We start from the raw sequence: 17,283 nt of genomic DNA, 5'->3' as shown, positions 1-17,283 counted from the left end.
GCGCGCCCGTGCAGACGGAGATTCATTGGCCTGATCTGGAGATCGACGTGCAGAGCGTACCCAAAACCGAACGTGCCAGATAGAGTCGCCAACTGCGGACAGGTAAATTATGATCCGAGACCAGACACCTACTCAAATTCGGGGTGACGTCGGTCAGGTTGCTGAGCTGCAAATTCGAGCAGCACTGCTGAACCGTTTCACTCAGCTCGGAATACCGGAAACGGTACGCATAGGATAATTCCGTCTGGGGTTTAGGGAAGTCTGGCCCTGATTTGATTTGTGCAACAACGCCAGCGGAAACAAAAATCCGGAATTCTGCCGTTATTTTTTTTGTGTTCTACGATTTCTCAATACCAACCATCGTGGAACCTTAAATAACACCAGTGCTCGATAAAGCACCACATAAATTAGAATAAAAACAACCAACATGAGCTGTAATATCAACGACTGCTGCCAGAATAAAACAGCTGGAAATATCGACAGAGAACAGAGCAGCCAAAGATAGGGGGACGTCAAAGCATTTCGTGTAGTACGGTGGCGTGAGTCTGAACCACCCACAGTCCAGCGTACTAGTCGTTTATAGACCAGCATATGCAGGTGCACACCATCGGGAACACTAGGCGACATACCACGCACGAACCTCTTTCGATAGATGGAGAATAGGGTCTCGAACACCGGATAGATAACTACAAGCAGAGGGAACCACGGCGATACAGCTTCGTGGCGCGCAACCAAAAGTACAGCCATTTCACCGACCATGAAGCCGATCAGATACGCACCGCCATCACCGAGAAACACTAGGCCGCGCGGAAAATTCCAAACAAAGAACCCTAGGATCGCGCCGATCATCGCGAACGAGGTACGCCAGATCAACGGATCCTGCAGTTGCCAGCCCACGTAACCGAACGCGGCAAAGATCATCACCGACACCATCGCCGCCAACCCGTTGTAGCCATCGATAATGTTGACCGCGTTGGCCACACCCGCCACCGCCACGGCAGTAAAAAGCAGCGCCACCGGCCAGAACTGCAACATCGGCTCGAGCAGCGGTACATCCAGCCGGTTGATCGACGCGTCCAGCAACCAGAAGCCCGCCATGGCCGCTGCCATCGTCGCTAGGAGGCGCGCCAGCGGAGACACGTACTTGGTCAGGTCTTCGACCAGCCCGCCCAGAAAAGCCGGCAGGCTGACGAGGATCAGCAGCCAGAACGCGCGCGCCTCCAGAATGCCTTTGTACGAATACCAGCTCGCCACGCCCAGCAGCCCCACAATCACCGCTACGCCGCCGATGCGGGGCACGGCAACCGCGTGGAATTTCTGGACGCTGCCCAGATCGTGGTCGGCAGACAGGCTGCCATGCCAGCGGCTAGTGCGGATGATCAGCATGGTGCAGAGGAAGGACAGCAAGAAGCTGATAAACAATACCTGCATGAAAGTCTCTTTACATCGAAATAGCGCGAGCGGATGGCCTCAACGACGCTTGGCCAGCGCATGAAAAACATAGAACCCCATCAGGCCAACCGACTTGACCCACGATAGCTTCAACGCGCGCCGATAGATCGCCCATTGCCAGCGCACAGTGCGCAACTTGTTGGCCGAAACAGACTGCGCGCGCACGGTATACACCGCCAGCACCTGATCTCCGCTGCGATGGGCAATGCCGGCGGCACGTACCGCCTCCAGCCACATCAGATAGTCTTCGTGATGGATAGGCTGAAACCCCACCTTCCCCAGCGCACTCACCCGGTACATCCCGGTTAGGTTGCCAATCCAGTTACTGCGCAGCATATCGCGATAGCGCACTTTCGCTGGCGGCAGTACGACGCCCAGTAGCGCACCGTCCTCGCTGCGTCGTTCGTACGGCGCATAGACGACGTTGACGCCTTCGTCCTGCATGCAGCGCAACTGGAACGCGAGTTTGTCCGGAAACCATAAATCATCGGCATCCAAAAAGGCGATGGCGTCGCCGCTGGCCTGCTGCAATGCGCGGTTGCGCGATTGCGCCACCCCCTGGTTGTAGGCGCTAGGCAAGAGCACGATGCGTTCGTCCTGATAGCCCCGCACTAGGTCTGCCGTGCCATCGTTGGACGCGTCATCCACGACCAGCAGTTCCCAGTCGGTGTGCGTTTGCGCACGCACCGAATCGATGCTGGCCCGGATGGTGCCGGCTGCGTTGTACGCTGGCATGATGATGGAAACTTTCACGTGTCGGCCTTATCCGGTGCACCCAGTGCGTTCAGCGTCTGCATCAGCGCGCGCCACGTGTAGCGTGCCTCTGCCAGCGACCGCCGCGTGAGTCCAGCCTCATCACTTTCCAGCTGCACCGCGGCAATCGCCGCTGCCAGTCCTGCAGCGCTCACGTCTCTAGCGTACACCGCCACATCGGCCAGCAGCTCTTCGGTAGCATTGGTGACAGTTAGGCCCGCGCGGAAAGATACCACCGGCAACGCCGATGCGATGGCCTCCAGTACCGTCTGCCCCAGCGGCTCGTACAACGACGACATTACAAAGATATCTGCGGCGCGGTAGTAGAGCTCGGGAGTTGCGACCTTACCGGCAAAGTGCACGCGCTCGCGGACGCCGGCTTGCACGGCCAGCGCCTCCAGTGCATCCCGATTGGGGCCGTCGCCCACCAGCACCAGGCTGTAGCCCTCCGGCAGCGACGCCACGGCGTCGATCAGCAGATCAAACCCCTTCGCCCCCACGAAGCGCCCCACGCCGAGTATCAGTCTGGCCTGTTTCGGTAAACCCAGTTCGCCGCGTAAAGCAAGTTTGGCCGCAGCACTGGCCGCTGGCGCAAACCGATCCGTATCCACACCGGGTTTGGACAGCACGCACTTGTCGGCAACTCCAGCCCAGACCCTCCGAGCCTGCGCCTGCATGTTCTTGCTGAACACCACAACCTGCTGGGCCAAACGCAGCGCTGCATAATCAAAGCAGTGATGAATCCGGCGTTTGACACGCTGCAGCAACGCTCGCAGACAGCCATGCCCCACCGTGTTTTGCGGCCGCTGCTGCTCCAGCGCAAAGCCGGGCGCTACATAGATAACCGGGCACGACAGCAGCACCGCACTGAAGGTCGCCACAAACTGGTTGCGCGACACGCAAAAGAGCGGAGACTTTTCGCGCCGCAGTCGTCGCAGCAGGCCAACGAGATCCACCATCATGGCCAGCGGGTTCAAGAGTTTCAGCACCGCCCAGCGGCGGCAACGAAAGCGCCAGATCTCGACACCATCAACCACCTCATGGCGCGGCAAGGTGTCGAATGCCGGCGGATCTCCCACCAGCAGGACCGGCTGATAGCCAGCGCGCACGTATTCCAGCGCCAGATGGCGCAGCGAGTTTTCTACGCCGCCATAAGCCGGTAGGTAGGTGTAGCTCGTCAGGAGGACGACCGGGCGTGCTTTGGGCGCGCCAGCAACAGAAACGACACTCACGATGTTACCTGCTGTTCGCGCAGTTGCCGATAATGCTCAGGATCGCGCTGGGCAAACACTCTGGCCGGGTGGCCACCAGCGATCGCCATGGCGGGAATATCGGACACCACCACACTGCCGGCCTGAATAATGGCGCCATCCCCGATCGTCACGCCGCCCAGCACCATCACGCGGGTACCCAGCCAGACGTTGTGTCCGATGGTGACGTCGCGCGCAATCATGGTGTGGTCGTACGGCAGCGCGTTGCCACGGTAGTTGTGGATTTCCGAAATGATGATGCACTCCGGGCCAGAGTGGAAATGATCGCCAATCCGCACCACGCCGCAGCCCCGCACCGACATGCCGTTGAAATGCGTGTTGTACCCCAGATGCGTCGTGCGCGTAAAACGGGTACGTCCGTGTATGGTCGGCAGCCCGGCATGGCTGCCGATCCGGCGCAGCGCCAGCATGCGAAAAATCTGTGAACGGATACGACGCAACCAGCCTCGCATGACTACACCTCAAATAAGCTCGAAATAGCCGCCGGGCGACTGCCAGCGGATCAATCTGTTCTGCGCAATATCACGCCCCTCGACTAGCTCGTCGAGCAACTGGGCCGCCACCTCCGCCACCCGCGCTTCGTTCTGCGCACCAATCGACGCAAAATAATAGCGGGCGCGCTGACGCGGGCTGGGCCCGGCTGGGTCGCGAAGCAACCACTCACGCAGCGCTTGCGCACTGTCCGCAGCCGGACACAGGCCGGCACGCACGAAACCGTAGCTGTCGGTACTGCCCGCGCCCAGCAGGCCGCAACACACCGACTCGATATCGAGCAAGGCCGCGTCCAGATGAATCCCGCAATCGGCCGCAATCATACGCTGCAGCTGGCCAAGGTACTGCGTACTGGGCTCGGAGCGCGAATCGGAAAACCCGACGGCAAGCCGCTCGGCCAGACGTCGCCACTCATCAAAACGCGCATCGCCGGGATGTGGACGCAGCACAATGGGCCAGTCCCCACTCGCCATTACCACACCGATCATTGCCGCGACGTCATCAAGCCTGTCGATGGTATTGGTCGCCACGCCGATAGCTGGCACCGCCCTGGAAGGTACAGCGGACAAAACCAGCCGCACCGGCCCCGTCAGCACGATGCGCGAGCGCGGCGGGCCGGCGTGACGATACTTGTCCAGCGCATCTTGCCCGTCAAGCAGAGAGACATCGTGCTCAAGCAGCGGGAAGTAGGCAGCCACCGGCGCGTGCTGCAGGTAAACCGTGGTGATGCCCAGTGACTGAGCTGCACGCAACACTGCCCGGTTCAAGGGGTTATGGTCGTTGCTTTGCACCAGCACGCGCGGTTGCAACCGCCCCAGCCAGCGCTTGGCCAGCCAGCTGGCCGGCAAAGCAAGAACAAAGCCATCAAAAAAATACATGACCCGACGCCGCGTCTCGCTCTGTAGCCAAGGCAGCGCCAACCAGAAGAACGGCAGCAGGAACAGGCCCCAGAGGTGCAACGCCAGCATCGGAAACGGCACATCAACCGGAACACCGTGACCAGCGCGCAACGCAGGCGCTACTACGGCCTGCTGCAACGGAGCCATCGCCCGCATCTGGTTGACGGTATTGGCGTAGAACAGCAGATCGGTCCTAGGCTGTGGCACGGCTTTGCCGCGGTGCAGGACGTGGTAAAGCACGCGGTAGCACAGCGACAGGTTCAGGCGCAAAAAGCGCTTGAGCGGCTGCCCGTATACCTGCCGGCTCACCCCATCAAATTGCGGGTTCAAGTACAGCGCATTCAGGTCACGCAGAATGTGCAACAACCGGGCAAACATCAGCGCGGTCCTCTGGTATAGCCGCGCCAGTTCAAGCCCTCGCGCCATGGCATCGGATAATGGCGCGCGGCAAACACCCAGGTCGTCGCAAAGAAACAGACCTTGGACAACGCAAACGCCAGCGCCGCGCCAACCAGCCCCATCACGTGAACCAGCAGCAAGGCCAGCAGCACGCTCAATACCGCGCAAGACAGCGTGATACGAGAAAGGACAGCGCTCTGCCTAGCGTAAAAGAGATAGTTGGTCACCATCAGATACATGCCGTGAAACGCCCCGCCCAGCGCAATGAACATCACAATCGGCGCAGCGCCTTCGTAACGCGGCCCCAGCACCCAAGCCGCCAGCACCGGCGCCAGCCAGCCCAGCAGCAAAGCCGCCACCAGAATCGCACCAAAGTAGGCGTAAGTGGCCCTCACCACACGGGCTAGCGAAGCTGGATCGTTGCGCTTGAGCACGCCAAACAGCCAGGGCGCGAACGCCTTGTTCACCGCATCGGCCGCCAGCTGGATGATCATGCCCAGCTGCAAACCCGCGGTATACAAGCCCACCGCGTGCGCATCAAGTGCACCGGCAACAATAAACCTGTCAGCATTGGCCAGCGCCACGCCCCCCAGCGCGTGCGGCAACAGCGGCACTCCAAACTTCAGTAAATCGTTGAGCGAAGCGCGGTCTACGCCCCATTGCAGCTGACCACGGCGCGACAGAGACACGAGCGCCAGCACCGCCGCCAGCACAGCCACCACAACGAGACCAACGGCTCGCCCGCGCCAGTCCGGCAGCACGGTGGCAATCAGCCCGAGCGAAAGCAGCACATTGCCGGCCGACTGTGTGAGCTGGAACGCCGCGTACGGCCGTGCCTCGCCGGCAGTCTGCCAGCTCATCAGGCGCACCTGCACTACCAGCTGCATCGCCGCCAGCGCCACACTCAGCACCAGCCACTGCGGCGACAGCCACAACTCGCCCGGCCACAGCAGAGCCCCCGCCCAGACCACGCCCGCCAGCACCAGCGCCGACGTCCACACCAGTGTCACTGCACTGCCGACAAAACGCGGGAAGGCTTCAACCGGATGCTGGTGATAGAACACATTGAGCGCACCGGGAGCAGACAGCCCGACCAGCGCCACCATCAGGGCAGTCAGCGCCTGAAACAGCGCGGCGATACCGAACTGCTCGGGCGTCAGCAGCCGCGTCATCAGCGGCAGCGCCAGAAACGGAATCGCGCTGCTGCCCAGATTGGCCATCAGATACCACGAGGCCGAGCGCGCCAGATGACCACTCATGCGCCGCACGCCTCGCGCAGCAGAATATCGGCCAGCAGCAGATCGGTGCGGTGGTCGATGTCGATGGACCGTTCGGCCGGCATCACGCTGGCAAAGCTGCCCGGACCGAAAAAGCTGCCGCGCGCCTGCAGCACGCGGGTACGGGCCAGATAAATGGCACCGTTCAACCGGTAGTACTGCGGCAGCTCCTGAGAGCGCTTGCCCAGCACTTCTGGGCGCAGAAACGCTGCGAGCGAGCCGTCAGCCGACAGGGTATTACTCCACAGCGGGCTGTGCTCCACTTCGGACACCGAGACCACACTGTCGCCGCCAGTCTCTTGCAGTCGCGCAAACGCCGCGCGGATGTCACCGGCGTTGCGTAGCGGGCTGGTTGGCTGCAGCAGCGCCGTCAGCGCCGGAAGATCGCCTGCAGAAGCCAGCTGATCCAGCGCATGAAAAATCACGTCCATCGAACAGGCAGTGTCGCTCGCCAGCGCCTCCGGTCGCAAAAAGGGCACTTCGGCTCCGGCTGCACGCGCGACCTCGGCCAGCTCCGCGCTATCGGTGCTGACCACCACGCGATCAAAGCAGCCGGAATCAAGCGCCGCCACAATCGTCCAAGCAATCAGCGGCTGGCCGGCCACTGGCAGCAGGTTTTTGTTGGGCAGGCGCTTGCTGCCGGCGCGGGCGGGGATCAGCGCCAGTGCAGTTTCAGCCACCGAAAAGCCCCACCACGTCATGTTGCGCACGTTCGAAATCATTCATTTTGCCAATGTCGAGCCAGTATTCGGTCAGCGCATACGTCGCCACCTTGCGGCCGGTGCCCACGGCCTGCATCAGCAGATCCGGCATGTCGATCCGCTGGCCATGGGCCACGGCACGGCGCACGTCAGGGCCAACCACGTAGATGCCGGCGTTGACGTGAAAACTCAGCGATGGCTTCTCGTCGATACCGGTCAGCCGGATGCCGTCGCTGCGCACTACGCCGTACGGCACCTGATGGCTGTATTCGCGCAAACACATCGTAGCAGCAGCATCTTCGGCAGCATGAAAGTCCAACAGTGCCGCCAGATCGAGCCGGGTGAGCAGGTCACCATTCATCATGATGATGGGCAGCTCACCCACCGACTCCGGCAGAAGGCCGAGCGCGCCGGCCGTGCCGAGCGGGGTCTCTTCGTGCACGTATTCGATCGTCACGCCAAAGCGCTCGCCATTGCCGAAGTGCGCGTAAATCACCTCGGGCAGATAGTGCGTCGAAACGTAAAAACGGTGAAAACCGGCGTCGCGAAAGCCCTCGAGAATGATTTGCAGAATCGGCTTGCTGCCCACCTTGAGCATGGGCTTGGGACAAGTTTCAGTCAGCGGCTTGAGGCGCGTACCAAAACCGCCCGCCATCAGAAACACGGCGTTATCGCGCCGCGGCGCCGCCAGCAGCGTTTCGGTCAACAGCACGTCGACGAGTACGCCGTTTTCCAGTACGGGCAGGTGCAGAAAGCCGCGCACTTCTAGCAGTTCGCGCACGCGGACAGTCGTGAGTTCGGCACGGTTAAAGGCCATCGGCTGCGCGTTCATGATGGCGGTTACCGATGCGTCTAGCTCTACGCCGCGCAGCAAACCCCGCCTCAGGTCGCCATCGGTCACCAGCCCCACCAGATGCATGGCGCCATCCACCACAAAGGCAGCGCGAGAGCCCAGTCGGTCAATCAGTGCGACGGTATCTCGCACCGACGCGGTGGGCGACACCAGCATGTCTTTCCAGTTTTTCTGCATGTTTTGAGTTCCTAGCGCACAACAAGGTCGTGGAACGACTTCACGCTCAGCGTGGCCGGATCGATCCGGCGCAGCACATCCATGATCCGCGCCGTTGTCCCGCCGTTGCCGTACGGATTGGCCTGCATTTGCGCTGCGGCGCGGGCGGTTTCGCTGTTTACCCGCGCCAGTCCGGCGGCAATCGCCTTCTGTTCAGGTAGCACGTGGAGCACCGACGGCGCGCGCACCCGCCCTTGCTGGCGCGCACCGATGTCGAGTGTCGGCACGCCCAGCGACGGCGCTTCGATGATGCCCGACGACGAATTGCCGACCACCGCCAGCGCGTGCTTCACCGCCGACAGATAGCGCAGAGAACCGAGCGAGGCAAACAGCCGAATGCGCTCGGGGTGGCGTGACTGCCAGTGCTGCCAGCGCGCGTTGACCACGCGGCCGCCAGTATCGGCGTTGGCGCCCGTCACGACGATGTGCGCATCCGAGGCCAGCAGTGCCGATACCAGCACATCCACCTCGGCCACCGCATCACTCTGCGCCAGAGTCACCGGATGGTAGGTCACCATCCAGTAACGATCCTGCTCGGCCAGCCCCAGCTTGGCCAACATGGCGGCGCGTTCCAGTAATGGCAGCGTGCGGATGCTGTCGATACCGATGGCTCCCACATCGAACACCCGCGCCGGGTCTTCACCCAGCTGGATCACCCGGCGGCGATAGTCCGCAGTCGCGGTAAAGTGCAGATGTGCGCACTTGGTGATGGCATGGCGGAAGGCTTCGTCGTACGCGCCTTCGGTGGTTTCGCCACCGTGCAGATGTGCGATCGGGATGCGGAACAACGTAGCCGCGCTGGCTACGCCAAGCATTTCGTATCGGTCGCCCAGCACCACCAGAAGATCGGGCTGCAGCCGCTCGAACACGTCGGCAAACCCGGCCACCGCCAGCGCAAGACTCTTGGCCGTCGCTGCCGCGCTATCGCCAGCCAGCAACATGTCAACACGGGCGGTGATGGCAAAGCCGTCGGCTTCGATTTGCCGCCAAGTCTCGCCAAATTCGCGCACCAAATGTGCGCCGGTGACCACCAGCTGCAGCTCGAACAAGGAATCGGCCGCCAGCGCGGCGATCAGCGGCCGCAACAGACCGTATTCGGCGCGCGTGGCGGTGACGACGCAGACCTTTTTCACCACGAAATCACCTCGTCCTCGGCAAAGTCGCGCGGCGCCACTCGCCCCACCACCTCGGTCCAGCGCATCGGGCTGATGCCGGTGCCGGGGCGCTTGATAGCCAGATTGTCGGCGCTGAACACGTCGCCGGCGCGGATAGCCCGGGCGGCGACGATGCTCTTGCGCGCCACCGGACGGTTGCGGGCTTCGGAAACGCTCGGGCGCTTGATGCCATCGCCCAGCGCGACCTCGACCGCACGGATGGCACTCACCATGCTGGCCAGCTCATCGGGTTCGAGCGATGCCTTGTGATCGGGACCAGGCAGGCTGCGGTCCAGCGTAAAGTGCTTTTCGATCACGCGCGCGCCCAGCGCCACGGCGGCCACGGCAATCGTTTCGCCCAGCGTGTGATCGGAATAGCCAAACGCGGTACCGAACAGCGCGCCCAGATTCGGCATGGCGCGCAAATTCACATCCGCGGCCTGCGTCGGGTAGTCGGTATTGCAATGCAAAATGGCAATCTGCTCGCGCTTCAGGCCGTTTTCCAGCAGCACGCGTACAGCGTCGTCAATCTCAGCCACAGTGGCCATGCCGGTCGACACAATGGTCGGGCGGGCCTGCGCAGCAATCTGGCACAAATACGGGTAGTTGGTTATCTCGCCTGATGGAATCTTCCACAGCGGGATGTCGAGCGACATCAGATAATCGACGCTGCCGGGGTCAAACGCTGTAGAGAAAAACAGTATGCCGCGTTCGGCAGCACGGACACGCACGGCGTCCTGCGCGTCACGGGACAGCTCCAGCCGCTTCAGCATCGCGTACTGCGATTCTTCCACGCCGGTGTTGGCCTTCTGGTAGTCGGCCATCACCGCGCTTTTGGCCACCAGCGCCGCAGCGTCAAACGTCTGGAACTTGACGGCATCGGCGCCGGCATCCGCCGCCGCATCCACCAGCTGCAAGGCCAGCGCGACGTCGCCATTGTGGTTGACGCCGGCTTCGGCAATGACAAAAACACGGTCTTGCCACGGTACGGCTGGTGCTGCTGCGCTCATTTTACTTTCCTTGCCGGAACACCCACCCAGGTGCCAGCCTCCGTTATATCGCAGGTGACCACGGCACCCGCGCCCACCACCACATCGTCAGCAATTGATACGCCCTGCAGCACCACGGCGCCGCTGCCTATCATGCAGCGCTGGCCGATCACCGCGCAACCATTGACGATTGCTCCGGTGGAAACATGGCAGTGCGCGCCGACGCGGGCATCGTGCTCGATGATGGAGCCGCTGTTGACGATGACGTTGTCGCCGATCTGCGCATGGCAATGCACCAGCGCACGATGCAGCACCGCGCAGCCGGCGCCGAGCAGGGCGCTTGGCGACACCATCGCCGTCGGGGCCTGCAGGCTGGCCAGCGGCAAGCCGTGCGACTGCAGTGTGTTGAAGAGGCGGACACGCACCACGGCACTCGCCACCTGCCCCACGGTCACTAGAAAGGTGTAGCCAGCCGGCCGCGTGGCCAGCCAGTCATCACCGCCCAACCAAGGCACGCCAGCCATACTGACCGAAGGGTCGCGATCGACAAAGCCGGCGACTTCGATGCCGGCGCTGCGCGCCACGTCGAGGCACGAGCGACCGTGGCCGCCGCCACCGACCAGCACCAGCGCGCTCATGGCCGCACACTGCTGGGCAGGTTAACAAGACGCGCGGCCAGCCATTCGGCGTGCGACAACGGTCCGCACTGCGCCTGGCTGAAGGCCGGCAGCGTGGGCATCAGCTGCCAGACTGGCCGCGTCATCACACCTGCGCCGTTGCTGTACGCCAAAAACGCGTCACGCTCGGCTTCATCCTGCAGCAGCACGGCATTGAGCCAGTAGTTGCTGCGAGTGCCAGCCGGTTCACCGACAAAGGCCACGTCGTGCCCGACGCAGAAGTCAGCGTAGCGCGCGGCAGTGTCGCGCTTGCTGGCGATGATGTCGTCCAGCTGTTCCAGCTGGGCGCACGCCAGCGCGGCATTGAGGTTGGGCATGCGGTAGTTGTACCCGACCGTGTCGTGCGAGAACGCCCACGGATGCGGCTGCTTGGCCGTGGTCGTCAGATGCTTGGCCAGCCGGCCCAGACCTTCGTCGTTGGTGACGATGCAGCCGCCGCCGCCGCAGGTGACAGTTTTGTTGCCGTTAAAGCTGAACGCGCCCAGGTGGCCGATGGTGCCGGTGTGGCGATCGCCGATGTAGGATCCCAGCGACTCGGCGGCGTCTTCGATCAGCACAATGCCCCACTCGTCGCACACACGCAGCAATGCATCTGCCTCGCACGGCAGGCCGAAGGTGTGCATGGGCACGCAGGCACGAATACGGCGACCACTGCTGCGGTTGTAGCAGCCATCGTCGCGGCGTTCGGCGTGCTCGGACAGAAATTCCGACAAAGCGGCTGTCGATAGCCCCAGCGTTGCACGATCGACGTCGATAAAGACCGGAAGTGCGCGCTGGTAAGAGATGGCATTGCAGGTAGCAACAAAGGTCAGCGGCTGCGTGATGACCTCGTCACCATCTGCGACACCAGCCAGAATCAGTGCCATATGCAATGCTGCAGTTCCGTTTACCGTCGCGATAGCATAGCGAGCACCTGTCAATTCCCGCATCATGGCCTCAAAACGATCCACGTATGCCCCAACGGAAGAGACAAAAGTACTATCTATGCAATCAAGCAGGTATTTTTTCTCGTTCCCGGCAAAATGAGGAGCATGTAACGGAATAAAGCCATCGGAACCATACAACTGGCGCACGAAGGCCACCAGCCCCTGAAGTTTAGGGTCGATGGTAGAGGTCATCAGACGTTGTAAATATCAGGCTTGTACTTGGCCAGATTGGCGGGCTTAAGAAACCAATCTACCGTGGAGCGCAATCCAGCCTCAATACTGAACTTCGGAACAAAGCCTGTAAGCGAATTAATCAGGGTGTTGTCACACCACAAGCGGAATACTTCGGATTTTTCTGGGCGGAGACGTGCTTCGTCAACGATGAATTCAACATCCGAGTTCATGATCGATTTGATCAGATTAAGCGTGTCACCAACCGAAATTTCGTAATTCGAGCCAATGTTTACTGTTTGCCCAACCGCCGCATCGCACTCCGCCAGCGCAATGAAGCCCCTGCAAGTATCAGTTACGTAATTGAAATCTCGGGTTGGACTTACGTCACCAAGCTTGATTTGTTTCTTGCCTGCGGCAATCTGGCTGATGATGGTTGGGATTACAGCTCTAGCGCTCTGCCTGGGGCCGTACGTATTGAAAGGCCGCGCAATCGTCAGCGGCAAGCCAAACGCATTATAAAAACTCATCGCCATGGCATCGGCGCCAATCTTGCTGGCCGAATATGGGGATTGCGGCTGCAGCGGGTGTTTTTCATCAATTGGAACATACTGGGCGGTGCCATATACCTCGGAGGTTGAGGTATGAATCACCCGCCCTACGCCATTTTCCTTGGCAGCCTGACAGATGTTGAGCGTGCCTCGAACATTGACGTCGACGTAACTATCCGGAGCTACATAGCTGTATGGAATGGCAATAAGGGCAGCAAGATGGAATACAACATCTTGCCCTTTGGTGATCATCTTGCAGAAGTGCGGATCTCGCACATCACCGCTTACCACTTGGATCTGCTCGCGGCAACTGACGTCCTCAAGCCACCCCCAGTAGTTAAAGGAATTGTACTGGGCAAGCGCGGTCACTTCGTAACCACGCTGAACCAGCATTTCCACCAGATGGGAGCCAATAAACCCATCTGCTCCTGTTACTAGCGCTTTTCTCATACTTTGCACGACCTGCCCGCCTGACTCAGAAATGAGCACGGGCGGCGCCCGCGCTGCTTTAACTGCGCGTAAAAGAGAAGCAACTCTTTTGCACGTTCTACTCGTTTACAGTGTAAACGTCTGTTCCTTGCACGCGGGAGAGTACAAAGAAGCAAGTGGATATTCAAACAGGACTTCTTCATTCCACACATCAGCCGAACTACGAACTATGCGGGTACAGCCCTTAACCGGAATGTGGCCAAGCACGGCCAGAATACGTCCAGAAACAACCAATTGCTCTTTTAGGGCTTCAGGCAAGCTCGCGAACGCGCCAGAGATCAGAATCACATCAAATGGCGCTTGTTGAGCAAGGCCGCTCAGCATGTCGCCTTGCAGTACTTCGGCATTTTTGATGCCTGCAGCCTTCAGACTGGAATTTGCAGCGACAACCAGTCCGGCATCGCTTTCGACACCGTATGCCTGCTGAGCCAGACCTGAAGCCAGTGCAACCAGATACCCGGTAGCGGCACCAACGACCAGCACCTTGTCGGTTGGCTTGATGGAGGCAGCCTGCAGGAACTTGCCTTCGATCTTGGGGGCCAGCATGAAGCGCCCGTTGCCGACCGGCAACTCGATGTCGGCAAACGCGAGTTCGCGCTTGTCTGCGGGAACGAAATCCTCGCGCTTCACATCCATGAAGCGCTGCAGCACCTTCAGGTCAGTGACGTTCCAGGTACGAATCTGTTGTTCTACCATCAGGTAGCGGGCGCGTTCCCAATCCATATTTGCTCAACCTCAAAGCTTGCTTGATTCACGTGGCCAATGGCCGGATATAACTTGCAATTATCCCATAACTCTTTAAGCTCTACACACATCAATCGCTAGGGGTTCCGGCCCCGTGTCTGATTCGACACGGACCTCCGGATGAGAATCACCCTTGGAACCTGATCCGGTTAATACCGGCGTAGGGAAGCGAGTTGCATCGTCTGCTACTCCCTCTGTGCCGGGCCATACAAGACCACTGGAGAGTAGTCATGAACAAGCCCACCGAATTCCGTGCCGAGACCGCGCAGGTCGACGAAGCAGCCATCCAGCCACTGCCCAACTCCCGCAAGGTGTATGTTGAAGGCTCCCGCCCGGATATCCGCGTACCGATGCGCGAAATCAGTCAGGACGACACACCGACCATGTTCGGCGGCGAGCAGAACCCGGCCATCTACGTCTATGACTGCTCCGGCCCCTACACCGACCCGGCAGCCAAAATTGACGTCCGCAAGGGCCTGGAACCGATTCGCGCGGCGTGGATTGAAGAGCGCAACGACACCGAAATTCTCGATGGCCTGACCAGTGAATACGGCCGCATGCGCGAGGCCGACGCCAGCCTCGACCATCTGCGTTTCGACCTGCAGCGCAAGCCGCGCCGTGCCAAGACCGGCGCCAATGTGTCGCAGATGCACTACGCCAGGAAAGGCATCGTCACGCCAGAAATGGAATACGTCGCGATCCGCGAAAACCTGCAGCGCGAAAAGTACATCGAAAGCCTGCAGGCACTGGGCGCCAAGGGCGAGAAGATGGCCAAGATGATGCTGCGCCAGCATCCGGGGCAGAACTTCGGCGCCAATATCCCGGAGAAGATCACCCCGGAATTCGTTCGCGACGAAATCGCCGCCGGCCGCGCCATCATCCCGAACAACATCAACCACCCGGAATCCGAGCCGATGATCATCGGCCGCAACTTCCTGGTGAAGATCAACGGCAATATCGGCAATTCGGCGGTCACCTCATCGATCACCGAAGAAGTCGACAAGATGACCTGGGGCATCCGCTGGGGCGCCGACACCATCATGGATCTGTCGACCGGCAAGAACATCCACGAAACACGCGAATGGATTCTGCGCAATTCGCCGGTACCGATCGGCACCGTACCGATCTACCAGGCGCTGGAAAAGGTGAACGGCAAGGCTGAAGACCTGACTTGGGAAATATTCAAAGACACACTGATCGAGCAGGCCGAACAGGGTGTCGACTATTTCACCATTCACGCGGGTGTATTGCTGCGCTACGTGCCGATGACCGCCAACCGCATGACCGGCATCGTGTCGCGCGGTGGCTCAATCATGGCCAAGTGGTGTCTGGCGCATCACAAGGAAAACTTCCTCTACACCCACTTCGAAGAAATCTGCGAAATCATGAAGCAGTACGACGTGGCCTTCTCGCTGGGCGACGGCCTGCGCCCCGGCAGCGTTTGGGATGCCAATGATGAAGCGCAACTGGGTGAACTGAAGACACTGGGCGAGCTGACCCAGATCGCCTGGAAGCACGACGTACAGGTCATGATCGAAGGCCCGGGCCATGTGCCGATGCAGTTGATCAAGGAAAACATGGACAAGGAGCTGGAGTGGTGCCACGAAGCGCCGTTCTACACCCTTGGCCCGCTGACCACCGACATCGCACCGGGCTACGACCACATCACCTCCGCGATTGGCGCGGCACAGATTGGTTGGTATGGCTGCGCGATGCTGTGTTACGTGACCCCGAAGGAGCACTTGGGCCTGCCGAACAAGGATGACGTGAAGGAAGGCATCATCACCTACAAGCTGGCCGCGCACGCCGCCGATCTGGCCAAGGGCCACCCGGGTGCACAGATCCGCGACAACGCGTTGTCCAAGGCACGCTTCGAGTTCCGCTGGGAAGACCAATTCAACCTCGGCCTCGACCCGGATCGTGCGCGCTCCTTCCACGACGAAACGCTGCCGAAGGAAAGCGCCAAGGTTGCCCACTTCTGCTCGATGTGCGGCCCGCACTTCTGCTCGATGAAAATCACACAGGACGTGCGCGAGTTTGCCGAAAAGCAGGGCCTGGAAGCCAACGAGGAAGCACTGGCTAAGGGCATGGAAGCCAAGGCCATCGAATTCGTTCAGGGTGGCGCCAAGCTGTACGACAAAGCCTGATCGATCTGGCCCGACAAAAAGCCGCAGCGAATGCTGCGGCTTTTTAATTAACATTGATCACTGTCAACCTGCAGCTTTACCGCCCTGCTTCATCCTAGGAGGATGCACTTGATGCAACTTCGACTGCGCATGGGAGATTGAGAATGGCCACGTTCACCGCCAATAAGGCATTCAACTACGCGACACTCACCTTTCCGGACTTGAAGCCATTCGGCTTGACCAGCACCACAATGAATTACAAGTCACCTGATGGTGGATTTATCGCAAAAATCACCGGCAGTGGGTTCCGGGATGTCAACGGTGATGGTGATTATGACTATGGCACGATGGCATCGGTGACTCTGATTACCGGCGGCAGTACCTTGCTTAGCGCAACCGGGCTATCCAAACCTGTCGAACAGGATGTCAGTGTTACCGGCTACGTTGTCGATGGAAAGATACTTACTGGTGCACTTGCTGAACAGGCTGTTTGGCTTAGCGGTCATGATATTGTCAATGGCAGTAACGCCTCTGACAGGCTATCTGGCTTCGCGGGGAACGATAAGATTTCAGGTCTGGTCGGCAATGATGTACTCGAAGGCTGGTCAGGCCTTGATACTCTCAATGGCGGGAGCGGCAACGATTTGATTGTGGGCGGCATCGGTAAAGACACACTCACTGGCGGCATCGGTGCGGATCGGTTTGATTTCAATACCATCAGCGAATCTGGCTTAGGCTCTCTTGCAGACATCATCACTGACTTTAAGCATGCTGAAGCAGACAAGATCGATTTAGCCGGGATTGATGCCAATCCCTACCTCGCTGGTGATCAAGCATTCCGCTACATCGGTACCTCAGCGTTCAGCGGCAATGCCACTGGGATGGTGCGCTTTTCTGCAGGAAAACTACAGCTAAGCACGGATACGGATACGGCGCCCGAGTTGGAAATACAGCTTACTGGTGTGAGTTCCTTGAGTGTGGGTGACTTGATCCTCTGAGAGGATGAGTCGGTTACGACTAAGCAAACCTCAGACGGAGGCCTAAAAAACTACGCCATCCGCAACCGAATGGATGGTGGAGCGGTTCAATGGCCGGATCAGGGAGGCTCTGGCCACGCACCGTGAATCGCCCCTCCGATTGCGA

At 60.1% G+C, this 17,283-nt stretch carries 16 protein-coding genes and 1 riboswitch; of the genes, 2 read left to right on the top strand and 14 right to left on the bottom strand.

Features of this window, described 5'->3' with window-relative positions:
- Window positions 1–321: 321 nt before the first annotated feature.
- The 14 genes from INR99_RS15095 to INR99_RS15030 all read right to left on the bottom strand — a co-directional run bounded on the left by INR99_RS15095 (window position 322) and on the right by INR99_RS15030 (window position 13,993).
- On the bottom strand, window positions 322–1,431 hold the full coding sequence (locus tag INR99_RS15095) for an MraY family glycosyltransferase (RefSeq protein ID WP_194117202.1): 1,110 nt from the start codon (window positions 1,429–1,431) through the stop codon (window positions 322–324).
- Window positions 1,432–1,470: 39 nt separating this feature from the next.
- Entirely contained in the window at window positions 1,471–2,205 is a 735-nt protein-coding gene (locus INR99_RS15090) for a glycosyltransferase family 2 protein (RefSeq protein WP_194117201.1), read from the bottom strand.
- Window positions 2,202–3,437 carry a glycosyltransferase family 4 protein gene (locus INR99_RS15085; protein ID WP_194117200.1) on the bottom strand — a complete coding sequence of 412 codons (1,236 nt, stop codon included), beginning with the start codon at window positions 3,435–3,437 and terminating at the stop codon, window positions 2,202–2,204. The genes INR99_RS15090 and INR99_RS15085 overlap by 4 nt, the downstream gene beginning before the upstream one ends.
- Window positions 3,434–3,928, bottom strand: coding sequence for an acyltransferase (locus INR99_RS15080; protein ID WP_194117199.1), 495 nt, complete (start codon window positions 3,926–3,928; stop codon window positions 3,434–3,436). The genes INR99_RS15085 and INR99_RS15080 overlap by 4 nt, the downstream gene beginning before the upstream one ends.
- A gap of 9 nt (window positions 3,929–3,937) precedes the next feature.
- Window positions 3,938–5,245 (bottom strand): hypothetical protein, encoded by a 1,308-nt coding sequence (locus INR99_RS15075; protein ID WP_194117198.1) that lies wholly within the window; start codon window positions 5,243–5,245, stop codon window positions 3,938–3,940.
- Window positions 5,245–6,525 (bottom strand): lipopolysaccharide biosynthesis protein, encoded by a 1,281-nt coding sequence (locus INR99_RS15070; protein ID WP_194117197.1) that lies wholly within the window; start codon window positions 6,523–6,525, stop codon window positions 5,245–5,247. Before INR99_RS15070 ends, INR99_RS15075 begins: the two co-directional genes overlap by 1 nt.
- Window positions 6,522–7,244, bottom strand: coding sequence for an acylneuraminate cytidylyltransferase family protein (locus INR99_RS15065; protein ID WP_194117209.1), 723 nt, complete (start codon window positions 7,242–7,244; stop codon window positions 6,522–6,524). The genes INR99_RS15070 and INR99_RS15065 overlap by 4 nt, the downstream gene beginning before the upstream one ends.
- On the bottom strand, window positions 7,216–8,274 hold the full coding sequence (locus tag INR99_RS15060; protein WP_194117196.1) for a nucleotidyltransferase family protein: 1,059 nt from the start codon (window positions 8,272–8,274) through the stop codon (window positions 7,216–7,218). Before INR99_RS15060 ends, INR99_RS15065 begins: the two co-directional genes overlap by 29 nt.
- 11 nt (window positions 8,275–8,285) lie before the next feature.
- Window positions 8,286–9,449, bottom strand: coding sequence for a UDP-N-acetylglucosamine 2-epimerase (neuC, locus tag INR99_RS15055; protein WP_194117195.1), 1,164 nt, complete (start codon window positions 9,447–9,449; stop codon window positions 8,286–8,288).
- A complete protein-coding gene (gene neuB / locus INR99_RS15050) occupies window positions 9,443–10,477 on the bottom strand; it encodes an N-acetylneuraminate synthase (protein WP_194117194.1) in 1,035 nt (344 codons plus the stop codon). Before neuB ends, neuC begins: the two co-directional genes overlap by 7 nt.
- On the bottom strand, window positions 10,474–11,094 hold the full coding sequence (locus tag INR99_RS15045; protein WP_194117193.1) for a NeuD/PglB/VioB family sugar acetyltransferase: 621 nt from the start codon (window positions 11,092–11,094) through the stop codon (window positions 10,474–10,476). Before INR99_RS15045 ends, neuB begins: the two co-directional genes overlap by 4 nt.
- Entirely contained in the window at window positions 11,091–12,251 is a 1,161-nt protein-coding gene (locus INR99_RS15040; protein ID WP_194117192.1) for a LegC family aminotransferase, read from the bottom strand. Before INR99_RS15040 ends, INR99_RS15045 begins: the two co-directional genes overlap by 4 nt.
- Window positions 12,251–13,270 carry an NAD-dependent 4,6-dehydratase LegB gene (locus tag INR99_RS15035; protein WP_308431504.1) on the bottom strand — a complete coding sequence of 340 codons (1,020 nt, stop codon included), beginning with the start codon at window positions 13,268–13,270 and terminating at the stop codon, window positions 12,251–12,253. The genes INR99_RS15040 and INR99_RS15035 overlap by 1 nt, the downstream gene beginning before the upstream one ends.
- 66 nt (window positions 13,271–13,336) lie before the next feature.
- Window positions 13,337–13,993, bottom strand: coding sequence for a protein-L-isoaspartate O-methyltransferase family protein (locus INR99_RS15030; RefSeq protein WP_194117191.1), 657 nt, complete (start codon window positions 13,991–13,993; stop codon window positions 13,337–13,339).
- A gap of 90 nt (window positions 13,994–14,083) precedes the next feature.
- Window positions 14,084–14,198: riboswitch (TPP riboswitch) on the top strand.
- Window positions 14,199–14,244: 46 nt separating this feature from the next.
- Between INR99_RS15030 and thiC the strand changes: the two genes are divergently transcribed.
- Together thiC and INR99_RS15020 are read left to right on the top strand one after the other, a co-directional pair.
- A complete protein-coding gene (gene thiC, locus INR99_RS15025; RefSeq protein ID WP_194117190.1) occupies window positions 14,245–16,161 on the top strand; it encodes a phosphomethylpyrimidine synthase ThiC in 1,917 nt (638 codons plus the stop codon).
- Window positions 16,162–16,304: 143 nt separating this feature from the next.
- Window positions 16,305–17,138, top strand: coding sequence for a calcium-binding protein (locus tag INR99_RS15020; protein ID WP_194117189.1), 834 nt, complete (start codon window positions 16,305–16,307; stop codon window positions 17,136–17,138).
- Window positions 17,139–17,283: the final 145 nt, after the last annotated feature.

This window comes from Chitinilyticum piscinae, assembly GCF_015223195.1.
Lineage (GTDB): Bacteria > Pseudomonadota > Gammaproteobacteria > Burkholderiales > Chitinibacteraceae > Chitinilyticum > Chitinilyticum piscinae.
This window is presented reverse-complemented; position numbering and strand designations above follow the sequence as displayed.

Excerpts from the sequence above, each read along its gene's own strand:
- INR99_RS15095 (WP_194117202.1), bottom strand. The coding sequence starts at position 1,431 with ATGCAGGTATTGTTTATCAGCTTCTTGCTGTCCTTCCTCTGCACCATG.
- INR99_RS15080 (WP_194117199.1), bottom strand. The coding sequence starts at position 3,928 with ATGCGAGGCTGGTTGCGTCGTATCCGTTCACAGATTTTTCGCATGCTG.
- INR99_RS15075 (WP_194117198.1), bottom strand. The coding sequence starts at position 5,245 with ATGTTTGCCCGGTTGTTGCACATTCTGCGTGACCTGAATGCGCTGTAC.
- INR99_RS15070 (WP_194117197.1), bottom strand. The coding sequence starts at position 6,525 with ATGAGTGGTCATCTGGCGCGCTCGGCCTCGTGGTATCTGATGGCCAAT.
- INR99_RS15065 (WP_194117209.1), bottom strand. The coding sequence starts at position 7,244 with ATGACGTGGTGGGGCTTTTCGGTGGCTGAAACTGCACTGGCGCTGATC.
- INR99_RS15060 (WP_194117196.1), bottom strand. The coding sequence starts at position 8,274 with ATGCAGAAAAACTGGAAAGACATGCTGGTGTCGCCCACCGCGTCGGTG.
- neuB (WP_194117194.1), bottom strand. The coding sequence starts at position 10,477 with ATGAGCGCAGCAGCACCAGCCGTACCGTGGCAAGACCGTGTTTTTGTC.
- INR99_RS15045 (WP_194117193.1), bottom strand. The coding sequence starts at position 11,094 with ATGAGCGCGCTGGTGCTGGTCGGTGGCGGCGGCCACGGTCGCTCGTGC.
- INR99_RS15040 (WP_194117192.1), bottom strand. The coding sequence starts at position 12,251 with ATGACCTCTACCATCGACCCTAAACTTCAGGGGCTGGTGGCCTTCGTG.
- INR99_RS15030 (WP_194117191.1), bottom strand. The coding sequence starts at position 13,993 with ATGGATTGGGAACGCGCCCGCTACCTGATGGTAGAACAACAGATTCGT.
- thiC (WP_194117190.1), top strand. The coding sequence starts at position 14,245 with ATGAACAAGCCCACCGAATTCCGTGCCGAGACCGCGCAGGTCGACGAA.
- INR99_RS15020 (WP_194117189.1), top strand. The coding sequence starts at position 16,305 with ATGGCCACGTTCACCGCCAATAAGGCATTCAACTACGCGACACTCACC.